This window comes from Nitrospira sp. Nam74 (assembly GCF_965152615.1).
In genome coordinates, this window is sequence record NZ_OZ224220.1 from 3,534,131 (window position 1) to 3,556,573 (window position 22,443).

23 protein-coding genes and 1 tRNA gene are annotated in these 22,443 nt (G+C 57.6%); 2 read left to right on the forward strand and 22 right to left on the reverse strand.

The window, feature by feature from the left end; translation table 11 throughout:
• Positions 1 to 66 precede the first annotated feature (66 nt).
• From ACWHYZ_RS16440 to ACWHYZ_RS16455, 4 genes are all read right to left on the reverse strand, one after another.
• Positions 67 to 921: an arsenite methyltransferase gene (locus ACWHYZ_RS16440; RefSeq protein ID WP_447983761.1), complete on the reverse strand. Its 855-nt coding sequence runs from the start codon at positions 919 to 921 to the stop codon at positions 67 to 69.
• Positions 922 to 971: 50 nt separating this feature from the next.
• Complete coding sequence (locus ACWHYZ_RS16445; protein ID WP_447983762.1) at positions 972 to 1,289, reverse strand: ArsR/SmtB family transcription factor; 318 nt, start codon at positions 1,287 to 1,289, stop codon at positions 972 to 974.
• A 154-nt stretch (positions 1,290 to 1,443) separates the two neighbouring features.
• Positions 1,444 to 1,546 (reverse strand) — tRNA-Leu (locus ACWHYZ_RS16450).
• A 380-nt stretch (positions 1,547 to 1,926) separates the two neighbouring features.
• Positions 1,927 to 3,054, reverse strand: a complete 1,128-nt coding sequence (locus ACWHYZ_RS16455) for a hypothetical protein (protein ID WP_447983763.1) — start codon at positions 3,052 to 3,054, stop codon at positions 1,927 to 1,929.
• A 435-nt stretch (positions 3,055 to 3,489) separates the two neighbouring features.
• Here ACWHYZ_RS16455 and ACWHYZ_RS16460 point away from each other — a divergent pair, with 435 nt between their 5' ends.
• The gene (locus ACWHYZ_RS16460) at positions 3,490 to 6,624 is read left to right on the forward strand and encodes an N-6 DNA methylase (RefSeq protein WP_447983764.1); all 3,135 of its coding nucleotides are present in this window, start codon (positions 3,490 to 3,492) and stop codon (positions 6,622 to 6,624) included.
• 494 nt (positions 6,625 to 7,118) lie between these two features.
• The gene (locus ACWHYZ_RS16465) at positions 7,119 to 7,409 is read left to right on the forward strand and encodes an acyl carrier protein (protein WP_447983765.1); all 291 of its coding nucleotides are present in this window, start codon (positions 7,119 to 7,121) and stop codon (positions 7,407 to 7,409) included.
• A 403-nt stretch (positions 7,410 to 7,812) separates the two neighbouring features.
• Here the strand turns inward: ACWHYZ_RS16465 and ACWHYZ_RS16470 are convergent, their stop codons facing one another.
• The 18 genes from ACWHYZ_RS16470 to ACWHYZ_RS16555 form a co-directional block, all read right to left on the reverse strand.
• A complete protein-coding gene (locus ACWHYZ_RS16470; protein WP_447983766.1) occupies positions 7,813 to 8,238 on the reverse strand; it encodes a hypothetical protein in 426 nt (141 codons plus the stop codon).
• A 93-nt stretch (positions 8,239 to 8,331) separates the two neighbouring features.
• A complete protein-coding gene (locus tag ACWHYZ_RS16475; protein WP_447983767.1) occupies positions 8,332 to 8,991 on the reverse strand; it encodes a YkgJ family cysteine cluster protein in 660 nt (219 codons plus the stop codon).
• Positions 8,975 to 9,271, reverse strand: coding sequence for a hypothetical protein (locus tag ACWHYZ_RS16480; RefSeq protein WP_447983768.1), 297 nt, complete (start codon positions 9,269 to 9,271; stop codon positions 8,975 to 8,977). Before ACWHYZ_RS16480 ends, ACWHYZ_RS16475 begins: the two co-directional genes overlap by 17 nt.
• The gene (locus ACWHYZ_RS16485; RefSeq protein ID WP_447983769.1) at positions 9,229 to 9,603 is read right to left on the reverse strand and encodes a hypothetical protein; all 375 of its coding nucleotides are present in this window, start codon (positions 9,601 to 9,603) and stop codon (positions 9,229 to 9,231) included. Before ACWHYZ_RS16485 ends, ACWHYZ_RS16480 begins: the two co-directional genes overlap by 43 nt.
• A 424-nt stretch (positions 9,604 to 10,027) precedes the next feature.
• Positions 10,028 to 10,381, reverse strand: coding sequence for a hypothetical protein (locus ACWHYZ_RS16490; protein ID WP_447983770.1), 354 nt, complete (start codon positions 10,379 to 10,381; stop codon positions 10,028 to 10,030).
• Between the two features lie 14 nt (positions 10,382 to 10,395).
• Positions 10,396 to 11,835 carry a hypothetical protein gene (locus tag ACWHYZ_RS16495; RefSeq protein ID WP_447983771.1) on the reverse strand — a complete coding sequence of 480 codons (1,440 nt, stop codon included), beginning with the start codon at positions 11,833 to 11,835 and terminating at the stop codon, positions 10,396 to 10,398.
• Positions 11,836 to 11,850: 15 nt separating this feature from the next.
• Positions 11,851 to 12,282 carry a response regulator gene (locus tag ACWHYZ_RS16500; RefSeq protein WP_447983772.1) on the reverse strand — a complete coding sequence of 144 codons (432 nt, stop codon included), beginning with the start codon at positions 12,280 to 12,282 and terminating at the stop codon, positions 11,851 to 11,853.
• A gap of 9 nt (positions 12,283 to 12,291) precedes the next feature.
• Complete coding sequence (locus ACWHYZ_RS16505; RefSeq protein ID WP_447983773.1) at positions 12,292 to 12,663, reverse strand: hypothetical protein; 372 nt, start codon at positions 12,661 to 12,663, stop codon at positions 12,292 to 12,294.
• A gap of 13 nt (positions 12,664 to 12,676) precedes the next feature.
• Complete coding sequence (locus tag ACWHYZ_RS16510) at positions 12,677 to 13,180, reverse strand: hypothetical protein (protein ID WP_447983774.1); 504 nt, start codon at positions 13,178 to 13,180, stop codon at positions 12,677 to 12,679.
• A complete protein-coding gene (locus ACWHYZ_RS16515) occupies positions 13,177 to 16,440 on the reverse strand; it encodes a hypothetical protein (RefSeq protein ID WP_447983775.1) in 3,264 nt (1,087 codons plus the stop codon). Before ACWHYZ_RS16515 ends, ACWHYZ_RS16510 begins: the two co-directional genes overlap by 4 nt.
• On the reverse strand, positions 16,437 to 16,805 hold the full coding sequence (locus ACWHYZ_RS16520) for a hypothetical protein (RefSeq protein WP_447983776.1): 369 nt from the start codon (positions 16,803 to 16,805) through the stop codon (positions 16,437 to 16,439). The genes ACWHYZ_RS16515 and ACWHYZ_RS16520 overlap by 4 nt, the downstream gene beginning before the upstream one ends.
• Before the next feature lie 12 nt (positions 16,806 to 16,817).
• Positions 16,818 to 18,242, reverse strand: a complete 1,425-nt coding sequence (locus ACWHYZ_RS16525; RefSeq protein WP_447983777.1) for a hypothetical protein — start codon at positions 18,240 to 18,242, stop codon at positions 16,818 to 16,820.
• A 12-nt stretch (positions 18,243 to 18,254) separates the two neighbouring features.
• The gene (locus ACWHYZ_RS16530; protein WP_447983778.1) at positions 18,255 to 18,641 is read right to left on the reverse strand and encodes a phage tail fiber protein; all 387 of its coding nucleotides are present in this window, start codon (positions 18,639 to 18,641) and stop codon (positions 18,255 to 18,257) included.
• A gap of 10 nt (positions 18,642 to 18,651) precedes the next feature.
• A complete protein-coding gene (locus ACWHYZ_RS16535; protein WP_447983779.1) occupies positions 18,652 to 19,047 on the reverse strand; it encodes a hypothetical protein in 396 nt (131 codons plus the stop codon).
• Positions 19,047 to 20,831 (reverse strand): hypothetical protein, encoded by a 1,785-nt coding sequence (locus tag ACWHYZ_RS16540; RefSeq protein ID WP_447983780.1) that lies wholly within the window; start codon positions 20,829 to 20,831, stop codon positions 19,047 to 19,049. The genes ACWHYZ_RS16535 and ACWHYZ_RS16540 overlap by 1 nt, the downstream gene beginning before the upstream one ends.
• A gap of 6 nt (positions 20,832 to 20,837) precedes the next feature.
• Positions 20,838 to 21,056 carry a hypothetical protein gene (locus ACWHYZ_RS16545; protein WP_447983781.1) on the reverse strand — a complete coding sequence of 73 codons (219 nt, stop codon included), beginning with the start codon at positions 21,054 to 21,056 and terminating at the stop codon, positions 20,838 to 20,840.
• Between the two features lie 65 nt (positions 21,057 to 21,121).
• Positions 21,122 to 21,451 (reverse strand): hypothetical protein, encoded by a 330-nt coding sequence (locus ACWHYZ_RS16550; protein ID WP_447983782.1) that lies wholly within the window; start codon positions 21,449 to 21,451, stop codon positions 21,122 to 21,124.
• Positions 21,452 to 21,462: 11 nt separating this feature from the next.
• Positions 21,463 to 22,440 (reverse strand): phage tail tube protein, encoded by a 978-nt coding sequence (locus ACWHYZ_RS16555; RefSeq protein WP_447983783.1) that lies wholly within the window; start codon positions 22,438 to 22,440, stop codon positions 21,463 to 21,465.
• Positions 22,441 to 22,443: the final 3 nt, after the last annotated feature.

The window sequence follows — 22,443 nt, forward strand, 5'->3', positions numbered from 1 at the left end:
TGCCTGCGCAAACCAAACGGCTCAATCCGTTTCCGAACGCTACTTAGCGTGTGGGTGCATTCTGCATTACGCACAACAATGGGGAGCACAACACGCGGTCTTCGGCTTCACCGCACGAATGAAGCCGCTGATGAACTTACCATCAATCTCCTTGGCGACTCGCTCAGAGTCGAGCCCCGCGCCCACGAGGAAGTCCTTGGCGTCATCGGCAGTATAGATCCGCGTCGGTTCGATGCTGGCCTCTTCAAATCCAGACGCCTTGAGTTTCTCCAGGTACGCCGTCTGTTCCAGCGCCCCAGCCACACAGCCCGCCCAGAGTTCGACGCTCTGCCGGATCTCCTTGGGCATCGCGCCCCGAACCACAATGTCCGACACTGCCAACCGGCCACCGGGTTTGAGGACCCGAAAGGCCTCCTTGAGCACCTGATCTTTATCGGGCGAGAGATTGACGACACAGTTCGAGATGATGACGTCCACGGAATTGTCGGGCAGCGGGATGGCTTCGATCTCGCCCTTGAGAAATTCCACATTCGTCATGCCGACCTTGCGCTGATTCTCACGGGCCAATTCCAACATCTCGTCCGTCATATCCAGGCCGTAGACTTTACCGGTCGGGCCGACGCGTCGTGCCGAAAGCAAGACATCAATGCCCCCACCCGAGCCGAGGTCGAGGACTGTCTCACCTGGCTGGATGGTGGCCAACATGGTCGGATTCCCACAGCCGAAGGAGGCTCGGACCGCTTCAGCCGGTAAGCCGTCGGTTTCCTGTGCCTCGTATAGATTCGCAGTAATCGAATCCAACGCATCGCCTTCGAGTAAGGTCCCGGATCCGCAGCACGACGCTTTACCTTTGGTGGCTTGCCGAGCCGCTTGGCCATACTCAGACCGAACGAATGCTTTAATGTCCCGAGGTTGGTTCATGGCGCACCTCCACAAATCAAGAACAGTTGATGTTTCAGAGCCAAAAAAAGCTAACAGCACGTGGTAGACGAGCGAGCTGCCTTGGCGCCGCGCTTCAAGTCCACGATCAGTTCTTCCAATTCTTCCAAGCTCTCGCGGTTAATCGAGTAATACATCCAACGGCCCTCGCGCCGATCCTGTAACAGCCCGGCGTTCTTGAGAACCTTGAGGTGGAACGAAAGCCGGGATTGTGCCGCCTTCATCTCGTCCATCAGTTCGCAGACGCACTGCTCGCCATCCTTCAGCTGCTCGAGGACTTCGAGCCGCGTCTCATCGGAGAGCGCATGGAACAGTTCAGCAGCCTTGTTTCGTGATGCAGCATGTTTCAACACGCCATGAACCGATATTGATAAGTCAAGCCCCTGGAATTCCAGTCGGCGCTCGTCATCCTAGAGGACCACGAATTAAATCGCGCCTATCGCCATTTTGTCGCCTTTGAGAGAATCGCGGAAGGACCAGAGTCGCGTAATCTCTTGATTCATTTGGTGCGCCCGGTGCGAATTGAACGCACGACCCACAGCTTAGAAGGCTGTTTCGGGGCATAATTCCGGTGTTCTTGTTTCTCAACACCTTGCGCCAACCTCGCGGATCCCTGGGCCTTTAAGGACGTATTCGCGAATCTCAAAAATACCAAACGGCTCATACTTCTCACCTGCAACGGCACAAAAACGGCACAAAAAAGGCTGTGGTTCATTCGCCATACCACAGGCACCGCCGCATTCGGGGATAACTTTCGCGCACCGTATCGCAAAATCCAGGACCGTATCGTCGGGCCTGCGTGCTATCCGCGCCTATCGCCAATTTGTTGCCAATTGAGAAATTCTGTTGGTAGGTCAAAATCGCTTTGATTGTTTTGGAGCGGCCGATGGGATTTGAACCCACGAGAACTAGCTTGGTAACGAATGCGGCGCGCCGATCCGCGCCGAGAGGCGATCTACGATGCCTTATCTGCCGATGCCCCTAATTTTACTTGACGTAGTCATTATGAATGTACCCAGACAAGAAAAGATCTTTCTCTGCATGCACGACATACCAATACGGTCCATCGTTGCTAAAGCCATCTACGCGGAAGTTCGTATCAATCTGGCTCATGCCTGGTGGAGTTGTTCCCTTGATGTTCGATTTCAAATCGGCTTTTTCAAATATGGGGACGTTCTCTTGCGTTAATTCAATGTAGCTCCTACCAAACTGTGGATCTCTTATCCCTCTGCGATTCGTATGGATAGCAAGAAGGACATCGATCGTAGCAGCAAAAATATAATCCACATTGGAAGCAAGGGCTTCTTCAGATAGTTTATGAAACTCATGTTTCACAAGCCATTGCCCATCTTCAGATTGGTACACCTTTGGCGTTAGGCGCCAGATGTTCCAGAAAGCCGTATTATCCACTCCCTTGGTTACTAAATCCTGATGCAGTTGGCTGTAGTCGTAGACTATGAAATCGGTTGGATCTTTCACATACTGTTGAATGTATTCTTTATTTCTTGCGAAGCCCGGCGCAGAGGTGAGCCCTGCCAAAAAATCCTTCGGTCGTCCATCCTTGTAGGCGGCAATGTCATAGAATCGTTCAATCTCTAGAAAGATGGCTTTCCGGCAGTTTATGACACAGTTCTCGTTGTCTTTGTTTTCAAGTGCAATTCTAGCTTCCGCCAGCATCTGCTTCGCTTCACCATCTTCCAACAGATCGATTCCGGTTAGCGTTGAAAACGGCGCCTCTAACAGTGAGCTAGAAACCTCCTCAAAAAATTCGCGAACGCTAACTGCTAGGCGTTCGCATTCATCACGCGCTGGCTGAATCCCATGATGCTTTGAATCCACGCGAATCAGATTGAGACGAATGATTTTCGCGCGGAAGGGAAGCTCCTTTGGGGCGATCTTCTCGTTTATGGCAATAAAATACTTATCAAACTTCGTATACTTATCAATGGCCGCACCAACATGTTCTCCAACTGCTACAAGGAAGACCTCCACGGCGTCTTGCATCAAATTGACGGCAGCGAACAAATGAAGATCATTACTTGTTCGAAGCCGTGATGTACCGATCTCGTAAAGCTCCCTTGCCAGCATTATGCGACGGACGATCTCTAGTTCCATAAAAGTGGACCTCGGCGTTTCTGGCTGGTCGCTATTCGCTCACCTGACGCTCTTCCCGCGTCACTGGCGAATGCATGACGTAAAGCAGAGTCGCTTCAAGTGTTAGCCTCTCTTCCAACGCTCGACATTTAGATCGCTAAAAAAAGACAGCAACATACCAGATACATACCAACTGCGCCAGCCTAAGTACAAAAAACACTTAAGCCATTTGTTGTACATGTGGAATTTTGGTGCTATAAATATCCTTAGAATTAATCTCTGCGGTACTGATACGTGGCAAGGCTTTGTGATAACCCGCCAGATGGTCCAAGACATCGCCGTTCCATAGAATTTGCCTCCTCTGCTGGATACGAGCATATTCACACGCTGATTAAGTCCTATCTCGCTGACGTTAAACGCCTTCCGAATGAATCAGCGAAAACGCATCGCTTTGCAATGTTGCTGAGTGATCTATTTTCTGATCCCTCGATTGCGTCAACCTTTACTGCGGGAGTTGAGAAAAGAGTCCTCCGAATCGAGACCGCCAATGGTGCAAAGGGGGGACGGATTGATTCGTATTATGGAAACGCCGTCATTGAGTTTGAGAACTCCCTCAAAGCTACTAGCGCTCATGCAGAGGAGCAGCTCCGAGAATATGTGTCAGGTATCTGGCGAAGCGAAGGCTATCCCCTAAGGCCGTTAATCGCCATTGCGTCAGATGGAATTGTCTGGCGAACATATCGGCCCAGTAGCTTTACTAGAAAGAACGGAAGGGTCAAAGCTGAAGATATTCAACTTGAACAACTAAGAGAGATCACACTGTCTGAAAAGACGTTGACCGATTTTTGGCTATGGCTCACTAGTCTCCTTTATCGGCCTGAGAGGACTGACCCTACCGCGGAACAATTCCGCGTCGATTTCGGCGCCGAAAGTCCAGCATTCCATGATGGCATCTCTGCTCTGACTGAAGCGTGGCTAATCGTTCGGAAATCGCCCGAGCCGCGACTTGCGTTTGAAACATGGCAGAAGTATTTGACCGTCACGTACGGTCGCCTCACAGCCATTACTGATGAGGGTGAGGGAGAGATTTCTGAGTCGGATCTTGAGACGCTGTTCCTGAAGCACACCTATCTCGCGAGCGTAGCCAGATTATTGGTGTGGGCGTCGCTCTCAAAAGGAAAACCAAAGAACAGCCTTCGTGAGGTGGCTCAAGATGTGCTCTGTGGTCACTTTTTCGAGTCCCACCACGTAGCTAATATGGCCGAGGATGACTTCTTTCAATGGGTCCGAAGAGATGAGGCGGAAGCGATCCTATCTCCTGTATGGGAACGAATCATTGCACAAATCCTGACGTATGACTTGTCTCGATTGAATGAGGACGTCCTGAAAGGCATCTACCAGGAGTTGGTTGATCCAAAAGATCGACACGATCTCGGGGAGTATTATACGCCGGACTGGCTATGCGAGCGCATTGTCGCTGAACTACTTCCTGGAAAAGACTTTGCCTCGGTGCTCGATCCGACGTGTGGATCAGGCAGTTTTCTACGATCTACTATCACGCATTTCTGCAAGACGAATGCAGTGTTGCCTGGCCGTGACTTACTGCAAAAGATACTGGAACACGTAGTCGGTATTGATATCCATCCGTTGGCCGTGACGATCGCTCGGGCAACCTATCTCCTCGCGCTTGGCCCTGCATTGAAATCTGCACAGCGACCCGTTCAAATCCCTGTATATCTAGCCGACTCACTTTTTCTCCCGACTGAGGTCACACAGCTGAGCATGTATGACTACTCGGCTGGGATCGAGCTGAAGTTTGGTGGAATGAAGGTTGTGATCCCACACGTACTCGTGGAATCAAGCGACTTGTTCGATGACTGTATCGCGGCGTGTGCCAAAGTGGCCATGGAGCATGCCGTCTCTCAAAGAGAAAACGTGGACACGCTAGAGAAGTACCTGAAGAAGTCCGTACCGAAATTGACCAAGCTTTCGAGCGAGGATGCCAATTCGATTATCTATTCGCTCTGGGAATTCACCGGTGCACTGGCCGACCTTATTAGACAGAAAAAGAATTCCATCTGGGCGTTCATAGTCAGGAACACATACCGACCAGCCATGTTGCGAGGCCATTTTGATTTTATTGTAGGCAATCCTCCTTGGCTCTCATATCGTTTCATTGCCGATCCGGATTATCAGGATGAGGTAAAGCATCGGGCGAAGGAATATGCGATTGCACCAGAATCACAGAAGCTTGTGACTCAAATGGAGCTCGCGACAGTCTTTCTTGCTCACTGTCTTAAAACATTCGGCAGAGAGGGGGCCAAGCTCGGGTTTGTCATGCCTCGTGGTGTGTTGTCAGCGGATCAGCATGCCAATATCCGAACGAGGAGCTATAGCGCTCCATTCAGACTCACTCAGTACTGGGATCTACTCGACGTTCGCCCGCTGTTCCGCATGCCAGCCTGCGTACTCTTCGCGACACGGGACACCTACAAGGGAAAAATAGCAGATGTCCTCCCTGTGCTGGAGTGGAAGGGCTCATTAGAACGAGAGGACCTCCCGTGGGGAAAGGCTAATGAGGCGTTGGAGTCAATCCAGTGCGATGGGAAGGTGATCTTTCTGGGTGATCGCACCGCTCTGTCGACACTCCCCGGGCGTTCAGAACCCAATGACCCGAGTCCCTATGCCGCCCAGTTCCAACAAGGGGCCACGATCGTTCCGAGAAGTTTCTATTTCATTCGGGTGAAGGAACTTGAGGGGACGGTTGATCCAGAGAAGGTGTATTGGGCTGAAACAGATCCTGACCAGGCTGCGGAGGCTAAAAAGCCTTACAAAGATGTCTATCTGAAGGGAAATATCGAAGGCAGGTTCTTCTATTTGACGGCCCTCTCTCGCCATGTTGTGCCTTTCGTAATGATCGGTTCATCTGTCGTGGCTTTGCCGATTGACGTTCATGAAGGCGCTGTCACGGTGAGGAACGCGGATGCCCTCCGGAAGGATGGGTATCGTGAGTTCGCCAAATGGATGAAAACGGCCGAAAAAATCTGGGGCGAGAAGCGTGGAGCCAAGGCGGAAAAGCAGAGCGTGCATGAGTGGCTCGATTATCAGTCGAAACTCACCAACCAGAATTTATCTCATCGCTATCTTGTCCTCTATAATCGATCAGGCACGAACGTATCAGCCGCATGTATTGACCGCCGATCCCTTGCTCTTCCGTTTGTTGTAGACTGTACGCTGCATTGGCTGTCGTGTTCAGTTTTGGCCGAAGCCGACTACTTGGTGGCAGTTCTCAACGCTGAGGCAGTCAACGAGGCAATCAAACCGTTTCAGTCCATGGGACTCCTTGGCGAGAGGGACATATACAACAAGGTATTAGACCTGCCATTCCCAGAATACGATTCGAGCCAACCAACCCATGTTGCATTATCTGATCTCGGGGCTGAAGCGAGAAAACTTGCGACTCGACTGGCTTTCTCAAAAGACTTCCCACAGAGTCTGGCGAAGCAACGAGCGTTTATGAGAGAACAGCTCGCCGATCTTATGAAAGACATCGACCGGGCAGTCCTCAAGCTACTCAAGCTGTCCTCATAACAGCCTCCCTTAGTGCTACGTCACAAGATGCGCGTCCACGCGTGCCGACCGAAGGCGGCCTCGACGTAGCATGTTCTTGCCTCGCTCAAACTAGCTCCGGAAGCCCTCGAGGACTACAACGGGAAGTCGTTTTCTTTCGATCTGGTATACTTTCCTCATTGTGACGTATCTCGTCTTCTGCCACGACTGCTCCTTCTGCCGCTCATACAACGTCCGTGAAGGGGCAAGGCGGAAGGCGGAACTCCATCAATTCCTCACAGGGCACAAAAGCATCACCATCAGCGAGGAGCGGAAGGTGGTCGGGAAGATTCGACGTAGAGCCCCACCACGTCCCGCCAAGCTGTTGTAGCTCCTGAATAAACGAGACTTGCCTACGTCTTGGAACCTTTTCAGCACTATCCGCTGTCATTTGTCATTCGTAGATTAAGCCTCGGTATGGTAAGTGTCAGACGACGCCGACTGAACATCTCACTTATTGAATTGAGGTAAGGGTCATGCCCGAGGATCAGACGATCTATTCAACCATTGAGGCGATTCTCCTCGAGAAGCTCAATATGCCGATCCCGGCGCGCCAAACTGACTTGATCGAAAGTGGGCTTCTAGACTCACTCGGGTTCGTAGAACTGACGGCTCAATTGGAAGAGACGTTTGGCATCACCATTCCAATGGAAAAACTACACATCAACAACTTTCGATCAATTGCGGCAATCGCCGACTTTATTATCGCCCAACAGAGAAGTCAGGCCTCGAAGGAAGGAATTAAATTCCCGATCCGCAAAGAGTAGTGAGGGATGGCTGTAGGAAAGTTATCGAGATGCTGGGTAAGAAATAAAAAAGCCGACCTCATGGGAAGATCGGCTTTTCTTGGCCTCACCAGTTGGTAGGTGGAGACCAACCTAGCGCCAAGGAGTAATGCCACAGTACGCGAGGAGAGCGGAGGAAGCAAGCCCCAAGATGTTGGATCATATCCTCAGGGGCTTTCGTATATCTAGCGGTTGCGAACACAGTACAGGGAAATCATTCAAGTGTAACGAGATGAACTACATCACGACCACGAAGTCAGATTCCGTTGAGCAACAACTCAAGTATGGTGGAATCATACTGTGAGGGAGGGCGGTCATGAACAATTCGCATGAAGTCGCGTGTGCTTTCCATCTGTGGAAAATTGGCCCGTCGCACTGAGGCGATTCATGCCTGCGCCTCCCGCATGGGCAACAGCGCGGTCGGTTTCTTCTTCCGCATCGGCACGCCCTCGAACCGGGCGCGCAGTCTCTTCTCTGCGTAGACCGCTTTCATCGCGGCACTAATCCTGGCGCGTGTCTGCTCACTGTGATGGCGCAGCGGGCGCTGGTGCGTGCCGACCATGTACGGGCCACGCCCCCGGACCTTATACGACTTGACGGTCCTCGTCGACGCGTTGGTGAGCCGCAGGTTCTTCACCCCGGCGGTCTTGCCGTTGTCGAGGTGGATCCGGATCGGGCAATCCCCGTCATCCACCTGCGCCTCCAGCACATAATCGTCATGGTCGGGGACCTCGATGGAGACGGACTTGGCCTTAACCATGACCGCCTCTTTGTCACCACTGGGCTTTACTTTCATCACGCGAACTTTCATGCGTCCTCTCCTTGTTGGGTGGTTTCTTTCCTTCGGCTCGCCCGGAAGGTTCCGATCAGCAAGCGGAGGAGTCGATAGAGATCCCTGAGATACCTATGCATCGGGCTGTGCGCCCGTCTCGATCAGGGCCGTCGCCATCCCGCTTATCCCGAACACGGTATAAGCGGCCGTCGCAATGATCTCGGCCATCGGGGCAATCCACCGCCAGGAGTGCGTGGCGGTCTTGCATGTCATGGGCGGGCTGATCACGAAGTATTTCCGGCAGGCGAACGGACGCTGCTCGTACACGCCACAGGTGCCGTCCTCCACCAGGAAGGGACATCGCCGATCCGCTGGCGCCAGGTCCTTCCAGGTCGACTCGGTCGCCGTCGCTTGCCGGTGCAGTTGCGCGTCGTCGATGGGGAGACCCCGCTCCTGGGCAGAGGCCCAGAGCAGGCGCGCCTCCTGGGGCATCACCCCCACGAACTTCTCGCAGCAATAGGGGCAGCCTTTTTGACATTGGATCAGTCCTGCATAGGGATTCTTGGCGCGGTCGGTGGCCACCGCTGTCTCAATAGCCTCATGGATGCCAGCGGCGATGCCCAGCGGATTGCCCGCCTGCTCGACCGCCAGCTGCCGGAACTGCGCCACGTAGAACTCCAGCATGTCCCCCACCGTGGCGCGCTCCTCCTCGGAGAGCCGTTTGTGCCATAGCTCATGAAGCGAATCCGTCAGAAAGAACTCGCGGGTGCGATACTCAAGCGCCTTCGGCATAGTCGTCCTCCGCGTGATCCTCCAGAATGTCGACGTATTGGTCCCAGAACTGTTCGTCGGTCTTGGCCGCTTTCCAGGCGCGCCACGCCTGGACCTCAATGGGAAACACTTGTTCGAGGGCATGCAATTCATGGTCGCCGGCCTTTTCCATCAGGCCGAACAGGAGGCTGGAAAAGTTGCAGGGGTTGCGAGATGTGCGCCAATACCAGACCAGGCGAATGGCGCGCCGGTACGTTCTTAAGTCTGGGACTCGATCCTCGCTCCCTGAGTACTCGCGCATGCACGTACCCCCTTCCAGTTAAAGTTACCGCCTCCCGTTGTCCCCTCGATACAGAGGGAGACCTTCGGCGGTCGGAAGAGGGTCATGGGCAGTACCCAGGTGGGAGGGTCCGGGGTGTCGGCATCCTGCAGGGCGAGCAACGCCCGCGAGAACGGCAGGGCCGGGACTACGTGGAGGGTGGGGTCAGCAAAATCGTTCTGATCGTCGCTGTCGCCGGCCAAGACGTCATAGACCGTGAAGTCAATGCCGAGGCAGACAAGGAGAATCGCTAGGCACAGGCCACCGATGATGAAGCGGGTGAACAGGGTGCGATGGTCAATCAGTGGCCGCATGAAGAAACTCACTTCCTTACAAGTACTGTCAGCCCTGCACAACGCCATTGTAGGTGCAAAGACTGCACTGTCACGTGGGTGACGTTATAATCTCGGCCGAGCACGAATTTCAAGTGGTGGTAATACACAGGCTGACGGCGTATTGCGCACTGAAGTCAGGTAGTATTAAGGCCCACCGGGTGCCCCCGCTCAGAGTCCTACTGGATCGTGGAATAGCACGACGTCACATGGAGGGTCCGGCGTGGCAAGCCGTTGTGCGGGACGAGCGAGCCCGAACATGGGCCAATTCTACGTGGGTGTTGACACGTAGTCTATTACTCGACACCCTAGGGCCAAAATATTTCCGAAGGATTTCTGAAGGGGCCAGCCCGGCAAGACTGGCCCCGCCCCACAACAAGGAGATAGGAACGCAGACCGGAGTATATCACGCAGCGGGCGCCTCGGCACCTGGGCCGGGGGTAAACGATTTGTCATCGGCCGAGGCGGTGATTCTCGCGGGTGTGCTGAACAGGCCGACCGCCTTGAACGTCGCCACCGTTGCGTCAGTCAACGACCCCGCCGCAGAAAGAATTGCCTCTCGTTGCGCGTCCGTCACGTGGACTTCCCCGGTGCTCTTCGCCACATCGACCGCTGTCCCGACGGCATTGAGCACGAATTCTTTTTTTGCCGGTCCCGTACTTTCTCCGTCGGGTTTCGTGAAGGCACGTTCCGCGGTTTGGATCAGTCCCGGTAGAGCAGCCAGGACTTGGAGGATCAATGGCATCAAAAAGGCTGGCATGGTGTGGCCTCCCTTCATTTCATCAGAATGGCGCTGTCAGCGTTCCGGAGCTGAATGCTAGTGACGGGCTCGCCCAGCGTCGCATCCCACTTCAGCGGTTTGAGCGTACTTGGTAACGGCACCGTCACCAGGGAGTCATCACCCCGCGTGGTGCAATCCCAAAAATCCTTGATCCGCACATACATCCACGCCTTCGTGTATTCGCGCCCATAGACGACGCGACGGCAGGCATGGTTGCCGTCCTTGGGTTGATCGACCACCTTGACCACGTCGCCCACCGGCTGCCCGACATCGACCTGATAGGCCAGGAGCCATTCATCGTCATCGGCGGCGGTGTCCATCGTCGCGTTCGACGAGAGCATGAGATTCAGGTAGACGCGTCCGGGTGCGCCGACCTTCTCTTTCATGAGGTAGTACCCCGCGAGCCGCCACATGTTCCAGTCGGTGCGGTTCATGATCCACGTGTAGCCCCAGTTGCCTTCCGCATCGACGACCCCCCCGGCGTCCGTGATCTGCTGCGCCAAGGTGATGAGGTCGAGGAATTGTTCGGGCCACGCGAAGGCATCGGGTCGGAGCATAAATTCCATGCCGCTGCCGTTGCACGCGATGGCTTGATCCCAGGCGCTCGGATAGAGCGTATAGCCTGCCTGATTGAGCAGCACGAATTTGTTCTTGGCTTTCGCCGCTGCCGCCAGTTCCTTGAGCCACGTGAGCATCGTCGCTTGATAATCGACTTCAAGATCCGCGATGTAGCGCCCGCCATACTCGGCGATGTGCCCGCCTTCGGTGATCTTCGTGGCCGCGTCCAGATTAAACATGCTCTTGAGATCCGGCCCGTGGGCATCGAGGAACACGCCGTCGACATCCAACGCATCCAGCAACCGGGCGCAATTCCACGACCGGCACGCAGCGTCCTGCAGGTTGTAGGGATGATACGTGTCATTCCAGGCGGCCACCTGCATCCGCTCGCCGGGCTGGAGCGTCACGGTGCGCTTGCCACCATCCTTCATGGTGACCTCGATGGTCGTCTTGTCGGTGACGTGCAGGCTATAGGCATCCGGGATCGTGCCCCAGTTCTGCGAGAATTCGTACTGATCGAGCATATAGCGAAAGGCTTTCAGCGTGGGATTCGTTTGCCGCAGTTCGTTCAAGTACTCGGTCTTGCCCGCCCCGTCCGTCTCGACCAGATCGATGTGATTGGCGAGCCAGATCCGGTCTTGCGTCTTCGTCGGTGCACTGGTCCAGTAGTGCCCCCGCCCGAAATCGGAGAGCAGGATGTGATCCCAATGCGGCGATTGCGCACGGGCCGGCACGACGAGCGGGACGGCCGGCGTCGGGGCGGGAGGAACCGGAGGTTTTGCGGTCGTCTCTAAAGTGGTCAGGCGGGCTGAGAGCTGCGCAAGCTCGTCATAGATGGGTGTGAGATCGACTTGGACGGTCACGGTCTTCGACATGGGGACACCTCCCTTTTAGGATGGACCGCGCACGATGGTGAGCCAGAGACCCGGAATCTTCTGCACGATATAAATGAACTTGGCCAGCGTCAGCGGCTTTTCCACACAGCACGTGGCCCCCAGTTCGATGGCGCGTCGGGCTTCATCCGTCTGGAGGTAGCCACTCACCAGCACCACCGACAGCGTTTTGAGGCTGGCCGTCTCGCGGATCAAGGTCAGCACCCGCTCGCCGTCCTCATACGTCGGCACCTTCCAATCCAGCAGCACAAGGTCCGGTGTCGGCATCAACGCATAGATGCCTTCTTGTTTCAGGAAGGCAATCGCGTCATCCGCATTGGCGACCGTGAACGGACGGATCAGCATTTTCTCCGACCCCAGGACGGCCTTGAGTAATTCGATATCCGTGTGGCTGTCCTCAACAATGAGAATATCAATGGCGCGCGGCATAGGACCCTTTCATTTCAACAACTCCGTGAGTTTTTCGCGGACAAACTCCAACAGTAGGCCCCCAATGGCCGCTGCCGCAGCCCACAGCTTCGTGGACAACACCTGATACTGTCGGTCCATGCGGTTCTTCCAATTGAGCACCCCTTCCCGCTGGTCGCCGTCGCCCATCAGGGCCAGCGTATGATTCTCAATGACTTGCTTGTACTGCTTGAGCGTGTCACGCAGATGGCTCTGCTCATGTTCGAGCTCACGCGCGAGGCGCATTTGCTCGTTCTCCAGGTTGCGAAGGCGCGCCTCCTGGAGCCGGTTCTGCTCGTCCATCCGGGCCATGATCCGGTCTTCCCGTTCTCGGTCACGCGCCTCCTCGCCAGCTCGTACCACCCATGCCTCCCCTCTAAATCATTCGTGGCAGGCCGCGCTTGCCATCCGCCAGGACGAACATCACTTCAAGGGCTTTCCAACTCAACGCATGGCTCCAGGGCAGATAGAGCCAGCCGTCCTTCTCAGACGTCACCAGGTCCTCCAGCTGTGCCGACACCAGCGTCCCACGCTCCGAGGTGTGGACGGCCAGCCACCGGGCCGGCAGATCGGCATACTCGCGGGTGTCGAGATGAAACGAGTTGCCTGAATAGAGGCCCCAGGAGCAAAACGGAATGCGGCACAGTTCCATAAAGACGCGTCGTAAGGACAGCGCCGGGCAACAGGCGTCCACCGCCTCCGGGCGGTTCGGGTGTGGTCCCCGGATGAGCAGGATGGGCTGCCCCAGCTGCTGGCGCAGGGCCTTCAGCCACATCATCGTCTTGAAATTGACGATGCTCCATTCGATGGGCTGGCCGCTCACATACTGTTCGCCGGCACTGAAATAGGGGGCCAGGCGCTGGAGCTCGGCAGGCGTCATGGTTGGATGGTCCAGCCTCCTACGCGATAGAAGGTCGTCCATTCCCCGCTCTTTTTACAGATCACCATGAGCATGGCACGCACGGCCGAACAGCTGAGATATTTGCCCACCGCTTGAGCCGTGGGCGCCGTCTTGTCGGTCGCGCTCCCGCTGGTAAAATCGAGCACGAAGAGATCTGTCCCGTTGGGGATCAGTCGCACTTCGAACGCATCGTGCACCGAGACGATAAAGCGCATGCCCTTGGTGGCCGCGGGCAGCGTAAACCCAATCTGCCCGGTCGCGCCCTGATTGTCGAAGATCGTCCATTGGTCGGCCGGACTGATCAGCGTATAGCTCGCCGTCTTACTGACAACACTGAGCATCGTTTCCGCCTCCATGATTGATAAGAGGGTGAAGTCGAGCGTCGGCATTTGCAGGGCCGCGGCATTCCCAGGGGTGAAATCGGCACTGAGAATTTCGCCGGTCAGCCGAGGCGCCATCCGATCCTGCAAGCGCACCTTATCCCCATACGCGATATTCAGATGCTGCAGGCGGGTGCGGAATTGCACCACCTCCCGCCGCTCGGAATAGAGCGCCAGGTACAAACCCGAGAGCGCCGTCGCATGCGCATCGGTGGTCACGAAATCACACATGAACAGATCCGGCCGGGCCTTGATTCCGAACCGGGTTTGCGAGGACAGATTCTCGACTCGCGTGCAGGCTTGATAGGCGGAGGTGCTTCGGGATTGCCCCCAGTCGCGCTTGTAGCGAATATCGAGCTGGTTGATGATCCAATCGGTCGGCACGCGCTGCGTCGAGACCGTTTGCCGGCCAGGCTGCAGGAACACGAGATCGTGGGTGGTGACCAGTTTGCCGGCCGAATAGGTCGCCTCCCGGAACGTGAGCTTCGCCACCCCGGCTTGGAACTTCAGCCAGCACCCGCTTTCAAACGCCATGCGGGCGGCCACGCGCCGCGCCGACGTCGGCTCTTGAATCACCCCGTTGAGCGTGTACGTACTGCCCATCTTCACCGCCAGGTTGGTGGAATAGACCACGTCCCGCGTCTCCAGCGCACAGTAGGTCATCAGGAAATGCCGAATGACATCTCGCGAGAGTTGGATCAGCGCGTTCGGGGTCCCGGTATAAGTCCCGCTGGCATCGTCGGCATAGCCCTCCCCTTCACACGTGACGAGCCCCCCGATCACGGTATCCGCCGCAGAATTCCCGACGACGGAGACCGTGCCGGTTTTCGTCGCGGCGCCGGTCTTGCTGGCCGCGCCGGTCTTGGTAAACGTCCCCTGGCCGGTGACTTGGCGCGAGCAGGTGGAAATGACCACACTCCCGTTCGCGATGGTGGTATTGATTCCGATGACCAGGCTATTCGAGACAGTGCCCAGGAAGAAGCTGCCGTTGGTGGACCACACCCCGTTCAGAAACGTGGCGATGACGACCTTCTCGGAGCTGTGCTTGGCATACACATACGCCCCGTTATTGACCGACCCCGTGACGGTGATCCCGACCGCGTAGGCGTACTTGGTGGGTGACCCGCTGGGAGCGGAAAAATTGAGTGTCAGTTTGTCGGAATCCGCCCCGCCTGAATTCGTGACCAGAAAGGATTGGGAGAGGGACGTGGTGGTGTTTTGCAGACCCAGGTCGGCGGAGGCGTTGATGGTGCCGTTAATGGTATCGCTGACGCCAATCGCATCATTGACGCCAATGGTATCCACCACCTGGACGTTGATTTGTTTGGTCAGCTTCGGCAAGACGGTGAACGTAATCATCGTCCGGGTCAGGCCATCAGCGCCCGAGACGTCCGCCAGGTTGACCGAATAGTTCGCGCCCGGCTGCAGCACCGGCATGCCGGTGGCATCGTTCACATAGACCTTGCTGACGCTCTTCATCGGGTGGCCAGCCACGAGATACTTGTAACTGGCTTGCACCTGGACGAGGGCCACGCCTTTGTTATGCGCCGCGGCCGTGGACCCGTTGGCTCCGCGGGTGAGCCCGGTTAATTTCCCATGCACCACCCCGGTCAGCGTTTCGGTCGTCTTGCCGGTGTAACTGATCTCTTCGGAGTCGACATAGACGCTTCCGGAGGAGAGGAACGGCGCCGCACTGTTGGAATAGTAAAGAACGGTGGCCGAGTCCGTAAGATCGAAGGAGAGGGCCGAGTTGGCACCGGCATCGACAGCCAAACACGGAATGCTTTGAACAAACCCATAGACCACGTTCTCCATCTTCGACACGTCATCGGGATCCGCTTTCGGCCAATTAGCGAGCGTCACCGGCAGGCCCACCGGCCGGTCCACGCGGTCGAACGCATCGCCCAATTCAATCTCTAAGGTCTGCTCATCGGTCCAGCGCCAGTCCCGGAAGCAGCCTTCCCAGATTTTCACCGGCGGATCGGTGAGGGCATCAAGGTCTCGCCACCAGACGTAGACACTGACCTTCGTTTGCTCGGGACTATTGGCCCGGTCGTTGAGGGCCGCCCACAAGGTATCGCTCGCCTCCCGGCCCCCTGGGATCACAATTTCGGCTTGGGCGTCTCCGGCCAGGATCGGGGTATCGGCCAGGTTGATGCCGGCGACGTCATCGAGCTTGCCGAACTTCTTGGCCCACCCCCGCACGGTCTGATCCGCCCCGCCCCAGTCCGTCACCGTGAAATCATAGTCGCCGATAAAGAGGTCGCCGGTCTGAAAGGCACAATACAGAATTGTGACGGGCCGGGTGCCGGTGAGGGTCTGCATCTGCGCCAGCACGTTCGCGGTAAAGCTGCCGACCGGAAACGTACTCCACACGCGCGGGCTCATGGACGAGGACGCGGAGAGCACAGCCTGCAGCGCGTGCAAGCCGGTGAGGCCGTTGAGCGCCAGCGCCCCTTGAGCCGAGAGCAGCGCCTTCAGGGTTTGCAGAAGATCCAGACGTGTCGTGACCGTGCCGGTCGCCGTCAGCAACGCTTGCAGACCCATCGCCATCTGAAGGTCGCCCGTCGTCGTGGAGCCCGCGCTCAGCGCCACAGCGAGCTCATGCACGAGACTCACCGTGGGCGAGGGGACGGTTGCACTCGCCGCGAGGACGGCTTGCAAACTATGTTGGAAGGTGACGCGCGGCGCAGGCACGGCACCGCTCGCGGCAATGACCGCCGCGAGACTGTGCACTAAGCTGACTTGACCGATTGCCGTTGAGGAGACGGCGAGGACGGCTTGGAGACTGTGGATTGTCGCGCCACCCGCGCTGCCATTGAGGACGGCCCCATTGAGCGCCGCATCATTGAGGATCATGTGAGCGTCTTATAAATCCCGATCACCGCCGTCCGGACTTGTGTCGCGGTCAGCGCCGGAAACGTCTGCGCCGGTTGCGTCCGCACTTCATTGAGCCGCTGGATCAGATAGGTCACGGTCGCCCGCAGGAGCTTATTCTCATCGAAGCGGCTCGTGGCCTCCGTGTCGAGCGCCGCCGCACTCTGGTCCGCAATCTCCTGCGCCGTCTTGTCGACCACGACTCCGGCGACGACCTTCTTCAAGAGCCGATCCTGATACTCGTCGACCTCGACGAGCCCCTCCGTGTCGGCATCGAAGGGAAACGGTAGGTTGGTCCGGCCTTCGCCGAGCTCGCCCGTCGCGAGCGTATATTTTTGATACGGCATAGCGTCGTCTCCCTATCCTAAATTCCCAGGCATGGTGTAGCCGATGGTGCCAATCGTAATCGCCGCGTTGAGATCGCCTTCCATTTTGTAATAGACCGTCTGGGGGATTTTGAGCGTCATCGTACTGTTAAACCCAATATTGATAAGCGTGACACCCGCCATGATCGCGACCGCTCCGATCCCCTTGCCGTTGTTATATGTAAGAATTGGCTCCGCCGAGATCATCGCCGTCGCATTTGTCCCCGCGACGTTCGGATTGAGATTCATCTGCGCTTGAATTGCGATCGGCGGCACGCTCAATGTCACTGCCGTCGAGGTCGTCGCGGTCCCGTTGGAGAGATCGACCACGCCGGATTGCTCACAGTTGACGAAACGTCCTAGCTGACTCCACGCCTTCAGCACGCTATTCGCGTCGATGCGATAGCCGCCGATGAGGAGCTTATAGGTATAGCCGCTCGGGAGAGTCGGAGCCGTCGCGGACGTATCCCACACGCCCGCCCACGTCGCGGTGGTCGGATTGTAGATGAGCCAGAGATAGATATACGTGTTCGCGCTAAAGGCTCCGGCTTGCCCTCGCCCATTCGCCGTCGGTCCGGCGATGTCGATACTCACGGTGATCGTGCCCAGCGCCTGCGTCACGGCTTTGAGCCCGGTACTGGACGAGGCGGTGACTTCATCCGCCGTCACATCCACGGCTAACGCGTTGGAATAGCGCCCCCGATAGGCGGTCGTCACGCCACCCCCGCCAGCGCCCGCATCGAAATAGAGCCAGTACATGCCTGCCGTAAGTCCCGTGGCACCCGTCGTCCAATCAGCGGGAGAGGCCGCTCGGAACTGCGAATATCCTTGGTTATAGGCGAGCGTGGCCGTCGGCGTGAGCGTCGCCCAGGCCCCATTCCAGTACCGCCAGCGAGCGGACCCTCCGGCTCCGTTGCTGCTCCCGTGAAAGTTGATCGCAATGGTGCTCGGTTTCGTAGCAAACCCGATAGCGGCCCCTGCAATCCCAGTTCCGTTGACCCCGAGCACATCGTAGTAGCCGCTGGTCACGGCGACATACGTCGTCCCGTTGTACGTGCCTTGCACAACATTATTCGACACGACTCGCAAGCCCCGCGCGCCGTCCAAGGCGTAGGCCGTCTGCAAGAGCTCCATCGTCCCTTTCGTCAGGCGGAGCGAGATCGTGTCGGCCGTCGTCCACGACAAGGCTGTGGTGCCTTCCTGCGCCCGCACAATCGTGAAGGTATCCGATGACCGCGCCGTCACTTTGACGATCTCGCGCGTCGAGGTCCCAACGACTTCGAGCGTGGCCAGAAAGAAGTCGCCGCCCGTGGGCGAGGGAAAGAGTGCGCCGGTGCCGGTCGCGACGGTCAAGGAAGTCGCGACGGCGGTCAGACTTGCGCCCAGCGTCGTCGTGGCATTGTTCGCGAAAAGTTGCATGGGGCACGTCCTTTAATCGAGCGTCAGGTCGAGATCGCCGATATTGATCTGCACCGTGTCGCCGGTGATGATGACGCGACTATTGGTCAGCGCGCCCCAGGCGAGTTGATTGCCAACCGTCAGCGCGTCGTAGAGGGCGACATGCGTGACCGTTCCCCAGTTCGCTGTCGGGGTGGGGAATGTTATCAGCGCACTGTTGCTGGTTGCGCCCGCCGCCGCCGCTCCAAAGGTGATTGCGCGTCGTGCATACGCGCCGCCCGTCACTTCGGTTCCGCCACCGGCATCCGACGGGGCCGCCGTAAACAGGGCGACATACACCGTGGCTGGCGGGGTGTAGCTCACATTCCGAAAGGCATGATCGAGCAGTTTGTTTTCCAAGAAATCGCTGAAGCCAGCCATACGATCCTCCTTATGTCGGTTCGACTTGCAACGTCACCCGCAACCGATACCGAGGTGCGGAGGGCGAGGCATAGTATTCTTCGGTGTACGCAAACTCGTTGAGACGCACGGTGGCCACGTAGGCGGGCGACTTCGAATTATCCGTGTGCGTGAAGGTGCGGAGCATGTTGCGGACGGTCGTGTTTTTCCAGACCAGGGCCGCATCCAACAGCGCCTGCGTGAGGTGGGGGAATTCATACGCCAGGGATTCCATATCGGACAGCCCCAGGTCATACGTCACGATGGCGCCGCCGGCCAGGCGATCCGACAACACCCCGGCCATCATGGCTTGATGAGTGACCCCCGCCACGATCCCGTTCGGGAAGGTCAGCGAGTCGGCCCCGCGCGTCCACACCACGCTGGGCATCAGAAGCCCGCTCCCGCCGCAACGCTGGTCTGCCGGATCACCGGCGCGAGGTAGTCGCGGACGAGGGTCTGGATCGACCCTTGATCGATCATGGACATGCCGTTCATGGTGACGTTCACGTTCAGCTGACTTTGCGCCTTCGCGAGATTGTTTCGGATGAGGTCAATCTGGCTGTTGAGCGCATTCATGTTGGTCACGCCTTGCGGGGCCGTGTAGGTCGCACCAATGGTCCCGATCCAATTTTCCGGCCGCAGCCGATCCGTGAGCACCTGCTTCTCGGCCATCGCCTGCTGCAGTTTGTCCGACCAGAATTGCAGGTTGCTTTGGGGGTCACTGCTGTTGCCGCCGACGATCATGCCGCCGGAGGCCAGTTGCAGATCCATCGCCGGACCCAACATGCCGAAGGAATAGCCGCCGACGACACCGTTACTGTTCCCAGGCTCACCGGCGTTGCTCATGGTCTCCGTCGCGGTCGATACCCGTCCCATCGCATTCGCTTGTTGAATCAGGGCCTCGGTCGTCTGCTGGGATTTGGAGCGCAGGAAGTCCTGCACGTGCGCGTTCGCCTGCATGTTCGCGCTGAGATCCGCCGCCGCGCCGGAGGTTGATTTGAGGGCTTCGGTCGTCGGGTGCAAGGCTCTTTGTAATTGGTCTAATGACCCTCGGAAATTCTCCGCCGCCTTGCCCGCCAGGTCGAAGGCAGTATTGTCGAGCGCCTCAATCGTCCGTTGGATCACCGGATTGATCTCCTTCGCCCCGGTAATCCATCTCTCCCACCAGCCGACTGCGTAGGCGATTTTAGCCGTGAGCGTCATGAGCCCGGAGGACGCGAGTTGCATCGTGGCCCAGAAGGACTGCCCCGCCGCCGATATGCCCATGCCCATCACGAGTTGAAGGTCCTCCAGTTGCGCCTTAAAAGCAGCCATCCGATCCGCTGTGCTCATCGTGCCATCGGAGATCCGCCGGAGGGCTCCTTCCATCTGGGCCGAGGCGGCCGTGACCATGATTTGGATCTTCTCTTGATCCGACAGGCTCGCCTTATACTCGTCGGTGATTTTCTTCAGATGCTCGGCTTCAATACGCGAACGGATGACTTGCTTTTCATGGTCGCTCAGGATCAGGGCGTACCGCCCCGTGGCCGCCGCGAGCTTATCCATTTCCACGGCCGCCGCCGCATCGATAGCCTTTTTATCGAGCTCGACCTGTGCCGCCGACCGCGCGCTGACCGCGAGCCGCTGCACCTCCTGATCGAGGTCGACCACGATCCCCAATTGTTTCAGCATCCCGGTTCGCCCGGACGCCATCGCTTGCACCATGCGATCAAAGGAGGCCGGGATATCCGTGCCCATCACATCCGAGGCCGCCTCCGCAAATTCGGTAAAGCGTTTGATCTGATCGACGTTCAAGCCGGCCGCGAGCCCTGCACTCGCCATCTTGGCCGCGCTCGCCAGCGACAGCTGGCCGTTGGTCAGCTGCTGCATGATCGGAATCAGTTCTGAGGCTTCCGATCCGTGAGCGGCCAATTGGAAGTTGAGCCGGCTGATCGTCTCCTCGAACGTGGCGGCATTGTCCGCGAGGCTCCACACCTTCTGCAGGCCGAAATACAGCCCGGTGGCCGCCGCCGTGAGCCCGATCCAGTTCTCTTTGATCTTGGTGAAGGCCCGGTCCATGTTGGAGGCGCCGGACGTCGCCGCACTCTCGAGCTTCCGCATCTCGCCGGACACTCGCGCGATGGTGGCGCTGCCGTCGTCTTTAATTGAGAGGGTGACTTGTACGCCAGCCATCGTCTCTTATCCCTGGGGCCACAGACGCATACACTGCATGAGCCGCACCCGCAGGCCTTCTAACTGCTCCGGAGTGAGTTCCAAATCGAACAGGCGCCACGCGAGGTCCGGCCCAAACCAGCGGATGCCATGAAAGAATTCCAGCGCCTGCTGGTTGTCCGGCGACAACGGTTCGCAGGGCTCCCTCGCCTGGCATTCGAACTCCCGGCCTTCCCGCTCCGCCATGGCCCGGCAATCTGCACACGTGAGTCCTCCATTGGCCTTGGTCCATTCCGCATACCGCCCGAGAGCTAGGAGGTCGCTTTCGAGCCGTTCGCCAAAGGGTCGGCCTGCCCTCGCGCCAGTTCCTCCAACAGCCGCACCCGGAGTTCGTCCGGGAATTCCCGGATCAGGGTCCGGTCATAGCCCACCGGCTCGCCGTCCACAATGATCTGATCCCAGCCGATCACCCCAGCCTCCAACTTCCCGATGGCAAGCATCAGGTAGTCGGTGGCCCCGCGTTTGGAATGCTCCCGCATGATCGCGGTTTCCTGCTCGGGCGTGAGGCGCCGCAGCGTAAAGGTCGTCCCCTCGATGACGGTCTGAAAGTCGCGCCCGATGCGCGAGATCCGAATAGCCATGACGTCGATCCTTATGTGAGGTGATTCAATTCCGCTTCGTTCTCAATCGTGGACATATTCGCGTTCACCGACCCATTGCGGAAACACCGCAGCTTGACCTGCTGGCTGTACGGGGCCGTGTCGCCGGTCTCAATATCGACCGACCCATCGATGATCATGTGAGGAATCAGCAACGTGATGAACTTCCCGCTGAGGGTCCACTTGAACTTGCCCTGGAGCGGCGTCTGCGCCCGCTGCCACGCGCGCCACGCGTCCGTCGCGTAGCGCGGCAAATGGAGCGTCAGGCTGACGTCCCCCATCCCGTTTTCCAACGGTTCGATGATCTGCCGTTGGCCATTGGGGACGACGTCGTCCAGCGGCCGGGACATTTTAAATTCCAAACTATCGATGCTGACGGCATCCCCGGAAGCCAGCGCATTCGCCAAATCCCCGACCCAGGCCACCGTGAGGTCCTTGTGCAGGGCACTGTCTCGATCATTTTTTAAATCCGCGAGATCCTGGGCCGTGGTCAACATCCCGGCCTGCGTCTCGTCGTACCCGACACAGTCATACTCCGCGATGAGCCCATCCTTCGGGCTGCTTTTGAGCGTCAAGGTCTGCACCTTCAAGCCCACGGTTTCATGCACGGACACCCCTTTATCCACCGCGAAGGTGAAGGCGAGGCCGGCGATGGAATCCGTGAGGGTATAGGTGTCTGACGCATACGAGCCGAAGGCGTTCTTCAAGAGGATATGCACCGGGTCCGGGGTATCGCCGCCCACGATGGGATAGCGCATCCGCTCCGTGATTTTGCCGGCGACCTTGATCGCGCCCAGGCCAAGAAAATCACAGGCGCGCGTGCCGGCCCGATAATCGGACGGCATCGGCGTCGTCGCCGTCTTGATCGATTCGTTCAGGAGCGCGAGATATTGAGTCGCCGCCACCGGCGTTTCGAACACGGTCTGTTCTCCGACTCCTGCGAGGGCCAATATTTTTAAGCCAGCTGCCATCTC